The sequence below is a fragment of the Haemophilus influenzae genome (assembly GCF_900475755.1).
Lineage (GTDB): Bacteria > Pseudomonadota > Gammaproteobacteria > Enterobacterales > Pasteurellaceae > Haemophilus > Haemophilus influenzae_D.
Window position 1 is genome coordinate 1,771,267 of record NZ_LS483411.1, and the last position, 19,106, is coordinate 1,790,372.

Annotated in this window: 12 protein-coding genes and 5 pseudogenes; 4 read left to right on the forward strand and 13 right to left on the reverse strand. The window is 35.0% G+C overall.

The window, feature by feature from the left end:
• Positions 1–50 precede the first annotated feature (50 nt).
• Positions 51–269: a hypothetical protein gene (locus DQN24_RS08675; protein ID WP_021034860.1), complete on the forward strand. Its 219-nt coding sequence runs from the start codon at positions 51–53 to the stop codon at positions 267–269.
• Between the two features lie 148 nt (positions 270–417).
• On the opposite strand, the pseudogene DQN24_RS08680 reads toward DQN24_RS08675, so the two are convergent.
• From DQN24_RS08680 to DQN24_RS08690, 3 genes and pseudogenes are all read right to left on the reverse strand, one after another.
• Positions 418–561, reverse strand: a pseudogene (locus DQN24_RS08680) (bile acid:sodium symporter family protein); the annotation flags it as partial.
• Between the two features lie 77 nt (positions 562–638).
• Positions 639–926, reverse strand: a pseudogene (locus DQN24_RS08685) (peptide ABC transporter ATP-binding protein); the annotation flags it as partial.
• A gap of 140 nt (positions 927–1,066) precedes the next feature.
• A complete protein-coding gene (locus tag DQN24_RS08690; protein WP_041175292.1) occupies positions 1,067–2,203 on the reverse strand; it encodes an RNA-guided endonuclease InsQ/TnpB family protein in 1,137 nt (378 codons plus the stop codon).
• A 45-nt stretch (positions 2,204–2,248) separates the two neighbouring features.
• Here DQN24_RS08690 and tnpA point away from each other — a divergent pair, with 45 nt between their 5' ends.
• A complete protein-coding gene (gene tnpA, locus DQN24_RS08695; protein ID WP_041175397.1) occupies positions 2,249–2,665 on the forward strand; it encodes an IS200/IS605 family transposase in 417 nt (138 codons plus the stop codon).
• Positions 2,666–2,739: 74 nt separating this feature from the next.
• Here the strand turns inward: tnpA and DQN24_RS08700 are convergent.
• The 5 genes and pseudogenes from DQN24_RS08700 to DQN24_RS08720 all read right to left on the reverse strand — a co-directional run.
• Positions 2,740–3,255: pseudogene (locus tag DQN24_RS08700) on the reverse strand (ATP-binding cassette domain-containing protein); the annotation flags it as partial.
• A pseudogene (locus DQN24_RS08705) lies at positions 3,255–4,308 on the reverse strand (oligopeptide/dipeptide ABC transporter ATP-binding protein). The pseudogenes DQN24_RS08705 and DQN24_RS08700, both read right to left, overlap by 1 nt.
• Positions 4,309–4,311: 3 nt before the next feature.
• Positions 4,312–5,199 (reverse strand): ABC transporter permease subunit, encoded by an 888-nt coding sequence (locus DQN24_RS08710; protein WP_111695720.1) that lies wholly within the window; start codon positions 5,197–5,199, stop codon positions 4,312–4,314.
• Positions 5,189–6,154, reverse strand: a complete 966-nt coding sequence (locus DQN24_RS08715; protein ID WP_050948615.1) for an ABC transporter permease — start codon at positions 6,152–6,154, stop codon at positions 5,189–5,191. Before DQN24_RS08715 ends, DQN24_RS08710 begins: the two co-directional genes overlap by 11 nt.
• Positions 6,154–7,853 (reverse strand): annotated as a pseudogene (locus DQN24_RS08720) (ABC transporter substrate-binding protein). The gene DQN24_RS08715 and the pseudogene DQN24_RS08720 overlap by 1 nt, the downstream one beginning before the upstream one ends.
• Before the next feature lie 36 nt (positions 7,854–7,889).
• Here DQN24_RS08720 and DQN24_RS08725 point away from each other — a divergent pair.
• Entirely contained in the window at positions 7,890–9,278 is a 1,389-nt protein-coding gene (locus DQN24_RS08725) for a YcjX family protein (RefSeq protein ID WP_111695721.1), read from the forward strand.
• On the opposite strand, the gene DQN24_RS08730 is transcribed toward DQN24_RS08725, so the two are convergent.
• From DQN24_RS08730 to DQN24_RS08750, 5 genes are all read right to left on the reverse strand, one after another.
• On the reverse strand, positions 9,275–10,495 hold the full coding sequence (locus DQN24_RS08730) for a capsule biosynthesis protein (protein WP_111695722.1): 1,221 nt from the start codon (positions 10,493–10,495) through the stop codon (positions 9,275–9,277). The two genes, DQN24_RS08725 and DQN24_RS08730, sit on opposite strands and share 4 nt — an antisense overlap.
• A 52-nt stretch (positions 10,496–10,547) precedes the next feature.
• Positions 10,548–12,590, reverse strand: coding sequence for a capsular polysaccharide biosynthesis protein (locus DQN24_RS08735; protein WP_111695723.1), 2,043 nt, complete (start codon positions 12,588–12,590; stop codon positions 10,548–10,550).
• A 69-nt stretch (positions 12,591–12,659) separates the two neighbouring features.
• Positions 12,660–13,799 carry an SGNH/GDSL hydrolase family protein gene (locus DQN24_RS08740; RefSeq protein ID WP_021034851.1) on the reverse strand — a complete coding sequence of 380 codons (1,140 nt, stop codon included), beginning with the start codon at positions 13,797–13,799 and terminating at the stop codon, positions 12,660–12,662.
• Positions 13,792–16,455, reverse strand: a complete 2,664-nt coding sequence (locus DQN24_RS08745) for a bifunctional glycosyltransferase/CDP-glycerol:glycerophosphate glycerophosphotransferase (RefSeq protein WP_111695724.1) — start codon at positions 16,453–16,455, stop codon at positions 13,792–13,794. The genes DQN24_RS08740 and DQN24_RS08745 overlap by 8 nt, the downstream gene beginning before the upstream one ends.
• An 8-nt stretch (positions 16,456–16,463) precedes the next feature.
• Positions 16,464–17,558 carry a Stealth CR1 domain-containing protein gene (locus DQN24_RS08750; RefSeq protein WP_021034849.1) on the reverse strand — a complete coding sequence of 365 codons (1,095 nt, stop codon included), beginning with the start codon at positions 17,556–17,558 and terminating at the stop codon, positions 16,464–16,466.
• Between the two features lie 361 nt (positions 17,559–17,919).
• Between DQN24_RS08750 and bexD the strand changes: the two genes are divergently transcribed.
• Positions 17,920–19,104, forward strand: coding sequence for a capsule polysaccharide exporter BexD (gene bexD, locus DQN24_RS08755; protein ID WP_021034848.1), 1,185 nt, complete (start codon positions 17,920–17,922; stop codon positions 19,102–19,104).
• Positions 19,105–19,106: the final 2 nt, after the last annotated feature.

Consider the following 19,106-nt stretch of genomic DNA (forward strand, 5'->3'; position numbering starts at 1 on the left):
GCCATTGAAAAGGCGTAAAATGATTGCGGAGTAGTGCGGAGGAGGTAACTATGAATAAGCTCAAAATTGATAACGGCGATGAGTATATCGAAAAATTAGTAGCATTTGTATCTCAGTTTTACGCCGACAACCCAATATTTACCGAACTAAACTTAACAGATGAACAACAAAATCTTCTTATGGATAAGCTAATCATGCCAAAATTCAAAGATATTTATGATGTTTCTTATCAAGCATTAAGGCAAAGCTATTTTAAGTTGAATGGCTAATAACAGGATTTAAACGCCCTTTAAATAGTAATTAAAGGGCGTTTTTATTTGCTTTAAAGTTGTGATTCATTTTGCATAAATATTTTTTGGTTTATGCAAAATAAAAGCCTATTTTATGCAAAAAGATTCGCAAAATTATACAATTAGCTTATTTTTCATTTTTGATATTGGAGAAAATATTTGCCAAAATTGGACCCGATACATTGTGCCAGAAACTAAATAAAGCACTTGGTACCGTTGCAATTGGGTTGAAATGTGTGGCAGCCAGTGCGGCGCCTAAACCTGAGTTTTTGTTAAAAAGAATGAAAAGAGCGGTCAATTTAAAGACGTTTTTTGAGATGTCTATCCCTAACTTGTATTTATAGGTGGCTAGGAAGTGTTTATTTGCCAAGCATTTTCATCAAGCAATTGACCAAAATGACTTTCTACAAGAAGGCGAGTGATGTTATTTTGAGGATTAGTGAAGCTCTCTCTTGGTGTACCCGATTCGATAATTTCACCTTGATCCATCACCAAGACTTGATCAGCAATGTGTTTGATAATGCCTAAGTTTTGCCCTACATAAATATAGGAAAGCCCCAAATGTTCTTGTAAATCTAAAATTAAGTTAAGTAATTGAACACGTACAGAAGCATCTAATGCGCTAAGAACATCATCATTGACATCCTCCCCGCCCTAAAGGACGGGGATTCCTACTAGCTCCCACGCTTTGCGTGGGTTACTCTCGGTGGGTTCTTGTTGCTGACCTCTATTGAGATTCACTTCACAAGCTCTACGGCTGTGTCCCAGCCTATATTTTACGCTTGGACGATAGCTCGCCCACGCTCCAAAACGTTTAACGCCCCGACCACATCCGCATTTTCTGTGTAGTCACATTCTAAGCATTCAAAATCAGCCTGAGTTTGGCGATTTTCCTTTGCGGTATAACCGCAACAAGGGCAAGTTCGACTGGTGTTCTGAGGCGGGACAGCCACTAAAAAACCACCTAGCCATTGCGTTTTATAGTCCAATTGACGGCGGAACTCGAACCAAGATTGGTCTAATATCGCTCGGTTCAAACCTGATTTCTGTTTCACATTTTTACCATGATCTTCCGCTGTGCCTTTGGCTGATTTGGACATATTCAACACCTGTAAATCTTCAACGTAGATCATTGCGTGGTTTTTGCTGATTTTGCTTGAAGTTTGGTGCAAGAAGTCTTTACGACAGTTAGCGATTTTGTGGTGCAATTTAGCGATTTTCGCCTTTAATTTCTGCCAGTTTTGGCTAAATTTAATCTTGTTTTTAAGTTGGCGTTGTAGTTTTGCTAGTTTGCCTTTGTGGGTTTTAAAGGCATTCAACGGCTTAAAATATTCACCGCTTGAAAGCGTTGCAAAACGGGCAACGCCCATATCTATCCCAATTTCTCCGCCTTGATGTGTTGGGATTTCATATTCAAATTCCGTTTGAATACTGGCAAAAAAACGACCGCACTTTTGGCTAACTGTGACGTTTTTAATTTCGCCGACGACATCACGGCTGTTGCGATAACGAACCCAACCGATTTTCGGGAGATACAAGCGGTTGTTTTGTTGTTCCAGTTTGCAACCTTGCGGAAAACGAAAGCTCTCTTTCAAGCCTTTTTTCTTGAACTTCGGGAAGTCAGCACGCTTTTGAAAGAAGTTTTTGAACGCACTTTCAAGATCTTTCAGACTTTGCTGTAAAACTTGACTGTGGCAGTCTTTGAGCCAAATCAGTTCTTTTTTCCATTGCGGAAGCAGATTGGCTATTTTCGTATAACTGAATTTGACGCTGCGATCTTGCTCATATTGCTCATTCTGCCAAGCCAACGCCCGATTGAAGACAAAACGAGAGCAACCACAGAACTGCTTAATTCTGCGGATTTGTTCGCCGTTTGGCATTATTTCGAACTTAAAGGCTTTGCGTAGTTGCATTGGCAAGGTTTAGAATATGATTTTCCCACATTCTACACTTGGTCTATGAAAAAAGAAACTGAAATCAGACACGGCAGGCATTGTGTTTTTAATATGCACGTTCACTTAGTCTTTGTTACAAAATACCGCCGTGATGTTTTTACGAAAGCGATTTTAGATGATCTCAATTTGATTTTCGAAAGCGTCTGCAATGATTTTGAAGCAAAATTAGTCGAGTTTGACGGCGAAGACGATCACGTTCATTTACTCATTGAATATCCGCCGAAAGTGGCAGTTTCTACGCTAGTAAACAGCCTAAAAGGTGTATCAAGTCGAATGATTAGAAAGAAAAATTACCCAAGTATCCGAAAAAAACTTTGGGGCAATCAGCTTTGGTCGCCCTCTTATTTTGCCGGTAGTTGCGGTGGTGCACCTATTTCAATTATTCGCCAATACATCGAGCAACAACAAACACCCGATTAGTTAGCTTTGAAACGGCTACGCCGTTTGTGCCTTATATCTCCGCCCTGAAGGACGGAGTTTTACTGCACAGGGCTGATAATAATAATTTCAGGCTGAAGAATCAGTGCGCGAGCTAAGGCGATCCGCTGTTTTTGGCTCATTGAGAGATGTTTAATTTTAAGATTAGTATAATCGGGATAAAGTCCCACTAATGAAAGCGTTTCAAAGATCTTTTGATTGCGTGTTTCTTCATCCCAATCGGTAATTAATTTCAATGGTGCGTCTAAGGCTTGTCCTATATTTAAGCGAGGGTTAAATGCTGAATTCGCATCTTGGAAAACCATTCGGATATGCTGTGCTCGATTATGAAAATCTTCAAATTGTAACGGTAAATCATTGAATAATATTTTTCCTGAAGTTGGGGGGGGAATCCCTGCGATCATTTTAACTAAGGTTGATTTACCCGAACCATTTTTACCAATGATCGCAAGCGTTTCTTTGCGATTAAGTGAAAAGCTTATCTCTTTTACTGCATAAAACTGCTCTGTACCAAAAAATTTAGCCGGACCTTCAAAGGTTTTGCTAAGATTTTCCACTTGTAGTAAAGGCATTATTCACTTCCTTTTGATTCTGTATTGAGCGTAAGTGGTGACGTTGTCATTTTATCTTTAAACTGCCTTTCTCGGATATTTATTGGATGATGGCAGGAAAACTCGTGCTGTTTAATGCGATATCGGCTTGGCTTTTGAATACATTCACGTTGTGCGAAAGGACAGCGAGGCCCTAATCGACACCCCATCGGCATTTGTTCCAGAATGGGGACAATGCCTTCCAATGTTCCCAATCGGCTTTTAAAACTTAAGGGGCGACTAAAGTCGGGAACTGAGTAGAGTAATGCTTGTGTATAAGGATGATGAGGCATTTCTAATAATTGCTCGGTTGGGCCAGACTCTGTATTTTGACCACAATAAAGCACAGAAATGCTATCACACCATTCACTAATACTTTTCAGATCATTACTCGCTAATAAAATCGTTGTGCCTTGGTTTTGATTCATGCTTGAAAGTAAGCGGAAAATTTGTAATGCTGTAATTGACTCCAAAGAATTGGTGGGCTCATCCGCAATTAATAAGCGAGGCTGATTTGCAATCGCTACTGCGATCATGACTTTTTGACCTTCACCTTCTGTGAGATCGTCAGGATAATGCCATAATGTCCAGGTGATCTTTAATACCTACACGGTGTAGTAATTCAATTGCTCGACGTTTTTTCCAGCCGAACCATTGCCACCAATGACCTTTAAATGTCCAGTTCGGAATACTCTGAATAAGCTGTTTGCCGATTCTTCGGCTTGAATCTAGGTAGCTTAATGGATTTTGGAAAATCATTGAAATTTCTTTACCAACGATTTTTCGACGTTGATTCGGTGTTAGTTTAAGTAATTCAACATCATTAAAACGAAAACGGTCAGCCGTAACAATCCAGTTATCTTTAATGGAATTACTGATTATTTTAGCGATTAAACTTTTACCGGAACCGGATTCACCAACAAGTCCTAGAATTTCCCCTTCATTGACTGAAAGATTGACGCCGTCCACAATTTTTATACGGCCGTTTGGTGTTTGAATTTCAATATTAAGATTGCGAATATCTAACAGCGCCATGGGTTACTCGTAATATTTATTGATTGCTTTACACAATCCGTTAGTAAAAATAATGCTCAATAAAATGGTAAAAATAATAGCAAAACCGGGTAATAACACTGTCCATGGTGCAAGATAAATTAATTCTAATGAATCTTTAATCATTGCGCCCCATTCAGGCATTGGACGTTGTGCACCTAGAGAAATAAAGCTTAATGCTGCAATATCTAAAATAGCAACCACAAATGCACGGGCGATTTCTTGCGTATAGGTAACACTAATATTCGGCAAAATGGTGCTTTTTAATAGCTCCCAGTTTGAAATCCCATCTAATCTTAGTAAGAGAACATAGTCTTTCTTCAGCTCTTGTTGAATGGCTTGATAAATGGCATGTACAAAATACGGCAAAATAGCTAATAGGGTAGCAAATATGGCATTCATCAAGCTCGGTTCCATTAATGTTGAAATGATAATGGCAATCAACAAAATAGGAATGGATAAAAACGCATCAAAAATATGGCCTAAGACACGAAATTTAATCCCTTCTGACATGCCCGCAAGAATACCTAATGCACCACCAATAATCGCTACAGCAATGACGACTAAAAGAGATGAACCAAGGGTATAGTGCGTTCCCATGATGAGTCGACTGAATACATCACGACCGAGATCATCGGTTCCAAAGAAAAAGGCAATACGGCCTTTTTCGACCCAAGATGGCGGCATCAATTCTTCTCCCACAAATTCCATGCTTTCGTTATAAGGCATGATTAGCTTGGGAAAAAGTGCGATAAAAATAAGAAAAACAAATAAATAGAAACTAAATAACGCTACACGATTTTGACGAAAAAGCAACCAAATCTGAAAAAAGGAGGTACTTTCACGAAATTCATCAGGTTCTCTATCTTGCATACCATCCCTTCTTATTAAATGGATCTAATATAAACATGAGTAATTTGGCTAAGGTATCAATAATGATTATACAAATACCAATTACCACTACACCGGCAGAAATGCTATTGTAATCTTGTTGGGTTACAGCATTTATGAGCCAAAGTCCAATACCAGGCCAGCCTAAGACTGTCTCTACTAGCATACATTGTGTTAACACTAAGGTAAATACACGAGTAAACTGTGGAATTAATAATGGAAATGTATTTCGAAAAACATAACGTCTTAAGATCATCCATTTTGACCATCCACGAGTTACTGCTGCTTTAGCATATTCTTGCTGAAGTAGATAATTTGCTCGTTGTTGAATAATACGGATAAATTCCATTGTTGGTAGAATGCAAAGCACCAATGTGGGCAAGGCTAAATGTTGTAAAACGTTCTGTACTATTTTTGTTCGGTAAGTCACATCTAAAAACCACATATCAATGATGGGAAAACCTGTTATTGGTTTGATTTCATAGAGTAAATTATATTGTCCAATTGCTGCAATTTCCCAATTTTGAATTGCTGCAACATAAAGCAAAATAGGGGCTAACCAGAAACTAGGAATCGATAAACCAACATTCGAGATACTTTGCAATGTTCGTGAAAAAGCACCTTGATTATAGACCGCACTTAATACACCCAAAGGAATACTTAAAAGACAAGCTAATAAGAGCGCAGTAAAGCAGAGTTCTAATGTGGGTGGTAAGACGGTGAAAATTAAATCTTTTAAGGATTTTCCGCCGTTATAAGTAATGCCCAAATCGCCTTGTAATAATGATGTTAAATAGTGATAGTAAGTACTATAAATATTATTGGTAATAAGAGCAGCATTAAGCGGATCACGCATTAAAATGACAAAGCTTAGCAAAGAGAGAATCAATAATAAGATAATCACCCAAACTATATGTCTAATTGCTGAAAGGAGCATTATTTTTTCTCCTTAGTTTTCATAAAATATAAAGTAGAAAAATTGATGCTACCAAATGGTGTCATTTCTATGCCTTTTACGTGCCACTTGCGACTAAAAGTCGTTGAACGTTTGCAATTGGCACAATAGGTAATTCATTTAAAATAAGTTCTTGTGCGCTATTATAAGCTTTAGAACGCTCATATAAATGATTAGTCGACAGTGCACGATCCATCATCTTATCAAATTCAGGGTTACACCAATTTGATAAATTTGTGATTTCATTTTGAGTATCACAACTTAAAATCGGGCGCATAAAACCATCAGGATCAAGGTTTCCTGCAAGCCACCCCGTTAAAATCAAATCGTAATCTTCAGTGTGATTGCGTAATTGTTCGGTTAAAAATGTACGTGTGACTGACCGCACTTTAACATCCACTCCAACCTTTGCTAAATCCCATTTGATAAGTTCAGCCATTTTAATGGGGGCAGGATTATATACTTGCTCTTCGTTTATTACCCACATTTTCAATGCTAATTTCTTATCTCGTAAGATTTTTTCCGCTTTTGAAGGCTGATAATCATAAGTAAAATCAGGTGTGTTAATCGCCGAAGCCCAAGAAATATCAGGAATAATATTATTCGCTACAGTTGCCGTGTTATGATAAATGTTTCGTACAATTCTAAAACGGTTTAAGCTTTGCGAAATGGCTTGACGAATAGTTTTATCCTGCATTAACGATTTTTGAAAATTGAAAGCTAAATAAGCTAAATTCATCCCTTCTGTTGATTGTAAATAATAAGAGGCATTTTTTTCACTTAACAAACCAAGTTGGCTGATTTCTGGAGAAGAAGCAATCTGACATTCATTATTAAAGAATTTTATTAAACGACCACTGCGCTCAGCTGAAAGATCTACAATAATATTTTTAATTTTGGCTTCTTTTTTCCAATACTCCTCATTACGTATTAAGCGAACATATTGATTATAAACGTAGTCTTTTACTTGGTACGGCCCCGTGCCGACAGGATGAGTATCCAATTGGGAGAGGTTATCATCAGCACTTAATTGGTATGCATATTCTTGCGAGAAAATAATAGAGTATTGACTGGCAAGATGCGACAGAATTGAGGCATCAGGTTCAAACAGTTCAATTTTGACCTGATAAGGATTCGTTGCTGTGATACTTTTAATTTTTTGATTCAGCTTAATACTTTCAAAATAGGGAAAGTGAACCTTCTTGGCTTGCTCGTGAAAGATTCTATATTGTGGATTTTTATAGGTTACTACATCGTCTGAAAGTGTCGGTAGATAAGTATCATGCCCTAAAACACGATTAATCGAAAAGACCACATCTTCTGCATTAAACTCACGTGTTGGGGTAAACCAAGGCGTACGATGGAATTTCACCCCTTGACGAAGATTAATGAGAATTTGTTTGCCATCAGATGAAATTGAATAGGATTGTGCTAACACAGGAACAAGTGCTGCACTGTGGTCTTTCATATCAAACAATTTGTTATAAATTTGCTCCGTCACCACATTCATACTGGTACCTGCGTCTGCAGTTTGCGGGTTAAAGGAAAAACCCGATGCATTTGTGCAGTATGTTAAGCCATTTTCTGTCAGCATTTTAGGTATGCGCGGGGCAGCTTGTGCCAGATTAATTAGGCTCAACCCACACAATAAAAAACAAAAAGTGACATTTCGATGTAACATAGCTTTATTATTAAAGACCGTTTTTTGATAAATTGAGTGAATTGTAAAATAATCAATCGTGGATTTGACCGCACTTTGCGCTTGGCTGTAACCGGGTTAAGTCGAAGCGGTAAAACGGCTTTTATTACGAGTTTGATTAATCAACTGTTACATATTAATCAAGAGGAAAATGCTCATCTTCCTTTATTTGAGGCTGCCCGAAATCAGTCTATTTTGGCGGTAAAACGAGTGCCTCAACAGGATTTAAGTATTCCACGTTTTGATTATGAAGCGAATCTCAATGATTTAGTGAATAATCCACCACAATGGTGCCAATCTACTCGAGGGGTGAGTGAAACACGTCTTGCTATTCGTTTTGAACGTCAATCGGGCTTACTTCGTCATTTTAAAGAACGTGGCACATTATACTTGGATATTTTCGATTATCCTGGTGAATGGCTATTGGATTTACCTTTGCTGAATCTAGATTTTCAACAATGGTCACTTGAACAAGCTAAAATTACATCGGGTATTCGCCAACAGTTTGCCCAAGAGTGGTTGGATAAACTGAAAAAGCTCGACTTAAGTGCGGTCGTCAATGAAGATGTTTTAGCGCAGATTGCAAAATCTTATACCGACTATTTACTTGCTTGCAAAGCAGAAGGAATGCAATTTATTCAACCAGGCCGATTTGTCTTGCCTGGGGAATTAGAAGTCGCACCTGTTTTGCAATTTTTCCCGTTATTGCATTTGTCGGAAGAACAATGGCAAAAACTGAAAAGAGAGGCGAAATCCAATAGCTATTTTGCCGTGTTAAATAAACGATATGATTATTATCGTAATAAGGTGGTGAAAGGCTTTTATGAAAATTATTTTTCTACTTTTGATCGCCAAGTAATTTTAGCGGATTGCTTAACGCCACTGAATCATAGCCAACAAGCCTTTATTGATATGCAAACAGGTCTTAATGAGCTTTTCAAAAATTTCCGTTATGGGAAACGCAATTTACTTAATCGCTTGTTTTCCCCGAATATTGATAAGCTCATGTTTGTGGCAACAAAAGCCGATCATATCACGACAGATCAAATTCAAAACTTAATTAGTCTGATGCGCCAATTGGTGCAAGAAGGCGGTCGTCATGTAGAATTTGAAGGGATTGATACAGAATATACGGCAATTGCTGCGATTCGAGCGACAAAACAAGTTTTAGTTAATCAAAACGGTAAACAAATCAAAGCTATTCAAGGTGTGCGTTCTTTAGATAAACAACTGATTACACTTTATCCAGGATCTGTTCCAAGTAAACTACCTAATGCTGAGTTCTGGTCAAAACAATCTTTTGACTTTGATTCCTTTGAACCTCAAGTTTTACAACAAGGTGAAAGCATCCCGCATTTAAGAATGGATGCAGTTTTACAGTTTTTATTGGCGGATAGGTTTGATTAATTTTTATCCGGATGTAAGGGAAGGATCACTCGATTATAAAAACTACCATTAATCATGGTTTTATTCAGATGATATTTGCGGTAAGCCTCAAATACAGGCATATCAGGCTTGGTTGGATTTTGCCAAAATGAAGCCAAATCCCCTTGGTGTGTAAGACCTTCAAAATGATAATTAGCACGCCCAAGCGTAATAACGGGCATTCCATGTAATAAGGCTGAAATACCACTCGTACTGTTTAATGTTACCATGCCTTTTCCATGGCGAAGTAGAACAGGCAATGACACATCGTACACATAGAATAGTCGCCCTTTTAATTGAGGATAGCGGCTTTCAAACTCTAGAATAACAGACTCATAATGAATAAAACCTCTATCCATTGGGTGGTGCTTAATGATCAAGTTTAAATGATTAGGCGCAGATGTAGCAAAAGACTGTAGTACTTCAGCTAAGAATTCACCGACGCTATTGAAGTCGCAATGTACTTTTACTTGGCTGTCATCGTAAACTTGCAGTGGTACAATAAAAAAATAACCGAGTTCTCCTTTTGTTACTTTTTTTGCAAACGAGCGATCACGCAAGTAATAACAAGTCCGCTTAATGCCTGATGTAACCCAGAGTTTTATATAGTATTTCAGATTCAGAATACGGTGGTGCTGGTATTTCGGGTAATTATCTCGCCCCAAATAAGCTTTAATATAATAAGCGATTGCCACTTTTGCCATCGGTAAAAAACCTTTGGCTAATTTAAGTGGTACAGCTGGCTCAGGTAAATTTTCGGCTTGCTCAAGATAGAAATCTGCTTGACGAGGAAGAGGAGAGAACGCATTTACCCCTTGTTTTTCGAGTGTGACGTAATCAGGACGGAAATAGCCTTCTTCAAACACCCAAAATGGAATTTTTTCATCTTGTGATATTTTTTTTGCAATTTTGTGGTATTTACGGTTGTCACCAAAGCAAACCATCGCATCAATATTGTGTTGTTTGCAAAATAGTTGCAAGTAAGGGTAGAACTCACTCACTGAGCCACGATAAGCAATCGTGTTTTCAATCGATGACGGATAAAAATGCTCATCGCCACCGTTAAAATTGATTTTATAAACGGTTTTTCCTTGTCCCACTAACCAAGCTGAAAGATCGGTAAAAAAGTGGCCGATTGGTCCTTGCAAAAGTAAAATCCGTTTCGAACTTTGGACTAATTCATCTAAATAGTGGTTCATACGAAAATGATTATTGATTATATGATTAAGACATATTGCCATAACTGCATTGTTAAGTACGCAATGTGCGCACTAAATGCTGTAATTTGCCATATTGTTTTGCCAACCAATGGCGATGAATGCCACTGTGATTAAGCGCTAAACGCTGTGCTTTTAAAATTTCAATCGCTGTTTGAGCATTGGTTAGCTCACCCGTATTCGGATTAACATATTGTGGATAATAGACCAATGTGCCAGCAATAAGTTCTAACAATGAAAGTTTTCGATTGCGGCGGTTAAAAGAGCAGTGATCAACGGTCAATCCCCAGTGGCTATAAAATGGCAAACCATAACAATGCACCGTTTTGTTTCTTAGCAAGGCTTCAAAACCTGCAAGAGATGTCATGGTGTGTAGTTCATCCACGGCATTGATGCAGTCAAGCACGTTTTCTGTTTTTGCAATTTGATCCGCTAATTTGACCGCTTGCGATTCTGCAATATGACCAATGCGATTACCACTTACAACATCCGGGTGTGCCTTATAAACGATATAAGCTTGAGGATTTGCGGCGCGTACTGTTTTTAATAAATCTAAATTAGTGCGAATATTCGGTGAGGCAGTTCGAATAGAGGCATCGTCTTCGACCTGTCCTACCACTAAAATTTTCTTTTTGACTGTATTCGGTAAAGAAAATGTTCCTTCACCGACATTATATTTACCGATATGTTGCGATACCAACACATGTTGTAGCTGACTGGCTTCGATTAAATCTGCTTCGGTAAATTGTTGATGCTGCAAAATCTCTTCTAAGCGAGAAGGACTTTCTGCATTGAAATAGATACCTAAATCGTCACACACTAAAGAAAGTGGTGCAACCAAGTTTGAGCCAAGCCCAACTGAACGAATAAACCCATCTTCCATTCTGAGCACGTTAATATTATGCGCTTTAGCATAATTTAGCGCGGCTTCTTTACCCGTTCCCCATAGTAACAAGCGGTCATTTTTTGTGAATGTTTTACCATTGAGTTTGCTCACATCTTTAACAAAATGTAGCTTGCAGCTTGGTAAACGGAAAAACGGTTTAATAACCGCACGTTTCCACAAGGATATTCCAACGCAATAGAGATTGCCTTGTAAGCGCAAGTTAAGTGCTTTGGTGTGAATGATGTGGTTAATGACATCAAAAATCGTTCCCGATTTGCCGGTATTCGGATTCAAATAACGAGTATATTGAAAATACGCCGCATAAAACAGTTGTAAAATTGACCGCACTTTACGGCGCTCACTTTGTGCTAGCGCTTTAGCATTAGGATGACGATCATCCGTTACGCCCCAGCCAGCAAACCATGGTACGCCAAAAGTCACCACTGGTTTACCCACTAATAATGCTTCAAACCCCATTTGAGAGGTAACACAATAAACTTTCTCTACGGCTTTAATTAGCGAAATCGGATTGACGGGATCACCAAAAAAATGCACGTCGCTTGGATCATTTTCATTTGGCGAAAAATAACCCTGCTTTTTACCACTTAATACATCAGGATGGGTTTTCACTAAAATTTTGGCATTGGGATTTTCTGTAATGGCAGCTTGTAACATTTGTGCAAAATGCTCAGTATCGGCTTGACCATATTTAACCGCTATATCGCCAAAGGTTTGGTCGATAACAAGCACTAATGGCTCGTCACCTTCTTTCTCATAATCCACTAATGTTTGGTTATATTTTGAAAGTTGATACGTCACAATTTGTGTCCGAGCCTTTTCCGCTAAAACCTCATCACATTCACCTGCCTGAATAAGCTGTTCCAATGTTGAGGGACGAGTCGTGTCGTAATAAATACCTAATTTATCCACGACCATAGAAAGTGGTGGATAACCATCAACCCCTAGACCAAGAGAACGTAAAAAACCGTCTTCTAAGGCGATAAACGGTAAGTTATGCTTTTGTGCATATGCACGTGATTTTTTCGTGGAAGGACGTAACCCCCAACCCAACACAGAATCAGCCTTCGGCACAGAAAAAATGCGCGCGAAAGCCAATTTTTGATTAGGGAAAAATGAGGCTAAATGCGGAATTTTTTTGATTCCGTGCGAGAAAATCAGAGCAGTTGGCATGGTTCTAATTTGAATTTTTATATGATTGATTGTGTTTTTAATGCCTAAAAAAACATATCATACTTTTAGCTAACATAATAAAGTAATAGTATATTTTATGATTTCTATTTCAATATTTTTTGATATAGAAATTGGTTCTATAAGTACTTTAGTCTGATGTAGTTCTTCTATAAAATATGAGCATTCTATACTATGCAATGGTAACAATAATATTTTTTTTACATCATTCTTTATTATTTCTCCTTCATTGAAATATGTTATTTTTATTTCAAAATCTTGATTTTGTTTTTCATTGTTTTTTATTTTTAACAAAATAGAGTTGCTCTCTTTTTCTAAGTTGTTTGAGGTTATTTCAAAGACGCCATTTATTTTTTGTATATGATGTTTTTGTATTGTTTTTTTTGGCATGTCATCTGAAAAATTTCTAACGTTATATAGATAAATATTAGCAACTAAATTACTACCATATTCATTTAAGTGTTGTTTATCATAAAAATAGGCCTCTGTTTTTGGTACTATCAAGTCCAAATCAATAACCTTATACCCAAGATAAGAATTCTCTCTAATAATATCATTCATCATTTTAAGTTGGCGTTTAGATGAATTTGAACAGCAAGTTGATATAAAGAGATCGATACTGTATAACTCACATAGTTTAGATAGCATAATAATATTATTCTGTATCTGAATTAAATTATCTTGAATAGTTTTGAATCTAAAAACATCACTTTCTACTGATGGAATAATATTAGAAAAATATTTACTATTGTTATAATATCCATTTTCATATAGTAAAGCAGAAAAATCACAGGAAGGTTGAGAGTATATAATAACGTCAGGCTTTAAAATAATAATTTTATTAAGTATAAGGTTAAATAAGTTTAACCCTGTAGAACCAGATACTCCAGCATTATATACTTTTACTTCTTTTCCTTCTTGAAATAGAAAGCTTTCTTCCATAATTGCGTTTATTCTCTTTGATTCATCGATAAAAATACTTTCTATGAATGAATCACCAACTAAAAAAATTTTTTTATCTTCTTGGATATTTAAATGAGATTGCATAAATCCATTATTGTCAACTTTCTGAAAATAAGATCTATTTTTTTGTAGTAAGGGGGATTTTTTTATATAACTTTCTGATGGTGTATGAACTCTATGGATTCCCGGAAAAAATTCTTTTAGTCTAATGTGTCTCTTATTATTCATTTTTCAATACCTCATTTAATAATCTTTCACAGTTTTTATTATCATTATATTTATACATATTTCTAATTCTATATAGATATTCATTTTTAATAGAAAAATTAGAAATTATACTTTTAATAATTTCAGATATTAAATCATCTGTGTTATAAGTTACTTTTCCTGGCGCCATGCTAGTAAAGTCAAAGAATCCTTTTTTATAGTGTTTTGAATAGAATTCATCTTCATCAAATTGGAAAAATATAGATGGTTTTTCTTTGTAAGAGAAATCAAAAAACACACTAGAATAATCCGTTATTAATAATGATGCTTCATTAAAAAGATCCTTGTAAGATAGAGATAATTCATCGATAATAAGAATTTCATTTGATTCTAACTGTTTAAAGTATTTAGCATACTGTTTAAATCCAGGATGTAAAACAAATTTAATAATAACATTATTTTCTTTTAATGTATTAATTAGTAATTTATTTGATAATAAATCGACAAAATTTTTATAGTAGTCAGATTCTTTAAAGATTTCTAATTCAGCATGCAATCCATTTTTTATAATATTTCCACTTAGATAGGATCTCCATGTGGGCATAATGAGTACAATCTTATCTTCATCTTTTTTCTTAATTAATTTATCATATCTTGGAAAACCCACATTAAATAAGTCTTCTTTATTAAAAAAGAAATTCTTATTTTTAAATATTGAATTTTCAAAGTTTGCTGCCGTTACAATTTTATAAATATGCTTGTTAAATTTATTTGCAGCTATTTCTATGTTATTCATAGTTATACCATGCTGTAACCATATAATTTTTGTTTCTATCAAATCATTATAATATTTTAAATGCTTAAATGATATTGGTTTAAAAAATGATGTTGCTAAATGCGATGTAAATATATACTTAGAATTTAAATAAAGTAACTTATGTTTTAGGCTATTTTGAATGATAACTTTACCTATTTTCTTGATTCTACTTATATCTGGGGAATTTTTATCTAGAACAAAATAAGAGTTCTTAGCGATATGAGGAACCGATTTATTAATATACGTAAAGAATGCTTCTGCATTATCATTAGCATTAATTGGTCGGTCATTAAATAGCCAGTACTTAGGTTTATTAAGTTTTAATAATCTTAACCATTTCCATGTTTTATGTCTTTTTCTTATTAAAAATAATGATTTTATCCTATTTGATATTTTATTAATTACAGTAGAGCTTTTTATATAAAAAGCTTTTTTATATAAAGATATACTAGTATTCTGTTCAGAATAAAGCTTAAATAAATTTGAATTAAATACGCCATTGCCAAGGAATGGACTTTCGCTATATGTTCTAAGTCTATTTACTATATGTAAGAAGCCATTGCTTTTTCTCTTAAAATAAAGTCGATATTCACCTTTTCTAAATACTGGTATTTCGAATCTAGAATATAATATGTTATTACTTGATTTTATATCACAGCATTTATGAATATAGAGGCTGTCGCAATAATATTCTTTAATTGGTTTTATAATATTTTTACCTTTGTCCATTATAACAATGCTAAGATCTTCGATGTTAAAATTATTAAATAATGTTTCAATTATAAGAACATTTTTTTCAATACTAATATTTTTTATATCCAATGGTAAATCATTGCATTTAAATATTTTACAATCATCTATGTTAATATAAGCATCTTCATCTATTGTTAGATTCTTTCTATATATTTCTGAAATAAAGTCAATTTTTTGTTCTTGTGTTTCTAAATACTTTGTTTTATGTAAAATAAAATCTTTAGGAATTAGAGACATAAAATCTCTATATCTATTAATTATATGATTATAATCATTCTTATTCTGGAATATTTCAGGTTTTATATTTTTTATTCTTGATCTAAGCTGGTAAGCTATTAGTTCATAGAATAAAACTTGATCTTTTGCATTAACATTTTCTAATATTTGGATTGGGGTAATAAAAGCTTGTGGTTTTACTCTACTTAGGTCTACTTGTGATCCTCCTTCTTGTCTTCTTCTATAGTTGTATTGAACGCCATTTTCGCACACATAGCCAAATTTATTAATATTACTGTAGATATTAAAATTAAATAGGGTGTCTTCTTCTCCAAATAATGAGGTATCAAATTTATTTTTCTTAATATTATCTCTTGGATAGAATGAACTTGCAGATGAAAGTATAAAGTTATGTTGTTCTTTATCTAAATCAATAATTCTGTTTTTATTTCCAAGTAATCTATATTTAGGATGTAATCCAGAAGCAGCCTCAAAAAATACTAAAGGTATTGATATATGAGCTAAATTTTGAGAAGAATTTTGTGTAAAAAATTTATTTACTTCATAAAGTACAGATGGAGATAATGTATCATCAGGATCAAAGAAATTAATGTATTTCCCTTCTGCAAGGGTTAATCCTTTATTTCTTGTTCCAGATAATCCTAGGTTCTTCTCATTCTTGTAATATAAAATATTATTAGGATATTTTTTTCTAAATTTTAGACATATTTCTTCACTGTTATCAGGGCTACAATCATTAACTAAAATTAATTGAACATTTTCTTCAAAATTAATTTTCTTTTGATTTATTATACTTAATATTGCTTCTTCTAACCATTGGTCAACATTATAAATTGGCATGATTATACTGAATATGAAATTGGTTTTCATGTATCCTCCTAAAAATATAGATTTATGAAAGTGTTAAAATTTTTATGATAAAAATGGTTATTAGAACTAGAAGTATCATTAATACAAAAAGAATGTGGTCTATTTCCATTCTCTTTTTTTTGTAATAACTTTTTATACTGTGCCTTAGCATTTGCGGAGCGAATATTAAAGTAATAGCAAATTTCAGGCGTAAGAACACTTTTCCCTTCTAAATACATGGCATAAGGTACAAAAAAAGTAGCGAGATTAAGATCGTTTTTACCCCTAAATCTATTTGATAAAAAACTTTCAATCTCTTCTTTAAACACACTCCATATTTTTTCAAAAACACTTTTCTTGAGTGGAATATAGGAGTGAATTAGTGGTGTTTGTATGTTTAATTCTTGTCCATACATTTTTCGTAATAAGCGTCTTGAATTCATTGAAGCGAGTAATGTAGGCGTAGTTGTACCTTTTGCATACATTTTATCTAAGTTTTTAATGGATAGGAAAATAGAGGCTAGCCCATTAGGTTTAAAAAAATGGCTTTTTTGTAAAGGTTTAGCTACAAATACATCATCATTAAAATAAATAAAATGTTCACTTAGGTTTGGAATTTTATGTAGATTAGCCTCAATAACATGTGAATTAAACGTAGGAAGATAATCGTGATCAATGATCTCACGATGATCCACAATTTTAATTTGGGAATCTTCATTATTAAGCCAATGTGGTATTTGATTATCCGTTACGATAAAAATGTACCGTACCCAAGGTAAGAATTTTTGTACACTTTTGACAGAGTAAAATAGCTCGTTATGTTCTTCAAATCTGACATTATCTTTCGCATAGAATGCATAGTTGTTTGCTAGTTTCGAATAGTGCTGTTTCTTTTCCTGCCATTTTTCATCTTTATCATTAACCCATGTGAAAACGACATCAATAGGTATTGGTGTATTCATTAGCGAGCTTTCTAGTTTTTCCAGATTTTCTTGATGAGAGAGAACAGCTCGTTCATCTAATTCTTTAATTCCTTGTTCATTATTTATAATAGGGTATTTATTATTCAATGCGTCACGAAAAAATATGTGTGGCTTCGTAACAAATTTTTTTAGTTTTTTCATATTAATATAACCTTACTAATTATATTTAGCATATAAGCGCTAATATATATTTTAGAATCATTATTAGCTTTTCTTGCTGTTTGTATAGCGGCTAGTTCAACTGGTGATTTTAGCCTATTTAGTATGAATTGTCAATTATCAAAAAAGTAAATGAATGTAATTTTAAATTATTATGAGATTTATAAAAATATAAACAATACATAAATCGTATTAATATTAAAGAGGGGATAAAAATTTTGATTCCTGATTGAATAAATGCTATACTCTGCAGGATTATTTTCACGCATATGAGCGAAAATGATTTATGCAATATTTTGCAAGTCTTGACGTTTTTATTCCTAATCATGAGATGAGATATTCAATGAAAAATTATCCACTAAAAGCGGTCAGCTTTGCATTGATGTTTGGACTTTCCGCTTGTTCTTCGTTACCAACTTCAGGACCAAGTCATTCAGCGGTATTAGATATAAACCAAGGAGCTGATGCATCTGAGTTAGCAGCAAAAGTTAATGTAGTTGAGTTAAATGAATTACTCGTGCAACAAATGTACATGGCACAACAAAGTCAACGCTTTTCAGGGTTTGCAGATGTGTCTGGCAGCAGCGGTTATGCTGGTGCTGTAAATGTGGGTGATGTATTAGAGATCTCCATTTGGGAAGCCCCTCCAGCAGTGTTATTTGGTACAACATTTAGTAGTGAAGGACAGGGCAGTGGCCATGTTACACAATTACCTTCACAAATCGTAAATAAAAATGGTACGGTAACCGTGCCATTTGTTGGAAATATCAGTGTCGCAGGTAAGACACCAGAGGTTATTCAAGCTCAAATTGTGGCAAGCCTTAGACGTAAAGCAAATCAACCACAGGCAGTAGTTAAAATTGCTAACAATAATTCATCAGATGTGATTGTTATTCGTCAAGGTAGTACTGTGCGTATGCCATTAACTGCAAATGATGAACGTGTTTTAGATGCAGTGGCTGCTGTAGGTGGATCAACAGAAAATATTGAAGATGTGACTGTTCAGCTTACGCGAGGAAATCAAGTGAAAACATTGGCATTTGAAACCTTAATTGCCGATCCTAAGCAAAATATTGTATTACGTGCAGGCGATGTGGTTTCACTTTTAAATACGCCATATAAATTTACAGGGCTAGGCGCTGTAGGTAATAACCAACAGTTACGTTTTTCTAGCAGTGGTATTACGCTTGCTGAAGCGATTGGTAAAATGGGCGGTTTGATTGACACGCGTTCTGACCCACGAGGTGTCTTTGTATTCCGTTATATGCCGTTTGCACAATTAGACTCTAAAGCACAGCAAGAATGGGCGGCTAAGGGGTATGGTAATGGCATGGAAGTGCCAACCGTATACCGTGCGAATTTATTACAACCGGAAACCATGTTTTTATTACAACGCTTCCCTATCCAAGATAAAGATATTGTATATGTGTCGAATGCACCGCTTTCAGAATTCCAAAAATTCTTGAGAATGATTTTCTCGATTACCTCGCCGGTAACGAGTACGACCAATACGATCAGAAGTTATTAATT

What these genes read in the sequence shown, in the direction of transcription:
- DQN24_RS08675 (WP_021034860.1), top strand. Translation starts at nt 51, where the DNA reads ATGAATAAGCTCAAAATTGATAACGGCGATGAGTATATCGAAAAATTA.
- DQN24_RS08690 (WP_041175292.1), bottom strand. Translation starts at nt 2,203, where the DNA reads ATGCAACTACGCAAAGCCTTTAAGTTCGAAATAATGCCAAACGGCGAA.
- tnpA (WP_041175397.1), top strand. Translation starts at nt 2,249, where the DNA reads ATGAAAAAAGAAACTGAAATCAGACACGGCAGGCATTGTGTTTTTAAT.
- DQN24_RS08710 (WP_111695720.1), bottom strand. Translation starts at nt 5,199, where the DNA reads ATGCAAGATAGAGAACCTGATGAATTTCGTGAAAGTACCTCCTTTTTT.
- DQN24_RS08715 (WP_050948615.1), bottom strand. Translation starts at nt 6,154, where the DNA reads ATGCTCCTTTCAGCAATTAGACATATAGTTTGGGTGATTATCTTATTA.
- DQN24_RS08730 (WP_111695722.1), bottom strand. Translation starts at nt 10,495, where the DNA reads ATGAACCACTATTTAGATGAATTAGTCCAAAGTTCGAAACGGATTTTA.
- DQN24_RS08735 (WP_111695723.1), bottom strand. Translation starts at nt 12,590, where the DNA reads ATGCCAACTGCTCTGATTTTCTCGCACGGAATCAAAAAAATTCCGCAT.
- DQN24_RS08740 (WP_021034851.1), bottom strand. Translation starts at nt 13,799, where the DNA reads ATGAATAATAAGAGACACATTAGACTAAAAGAATTTTTTCCGGGAATC.
- DQN24_RS08745 (WP_111695724.1), bottom strand. Translation starts at nt 16,455, where the DNA reads ATGAAAACCAATTTCATATTCAGTATAATCATGCCAATTTATAATGTT.
- DQN24_RS08750 (WP_021034849.1), bottom strand. Translation starts at nt 17,558, where the DNA reads ATGAAAAAACTAAAAAAATTTGTTACGAAGCCACACATATTTTTTCGT.
- bexD (WP_021034848.1), top strand. Translation starts at nt 17,920, where the DNA reads ATGAAAAATTATCCACTAAAAGCGGTCAGCTTTGCATTGATGTTTGGA.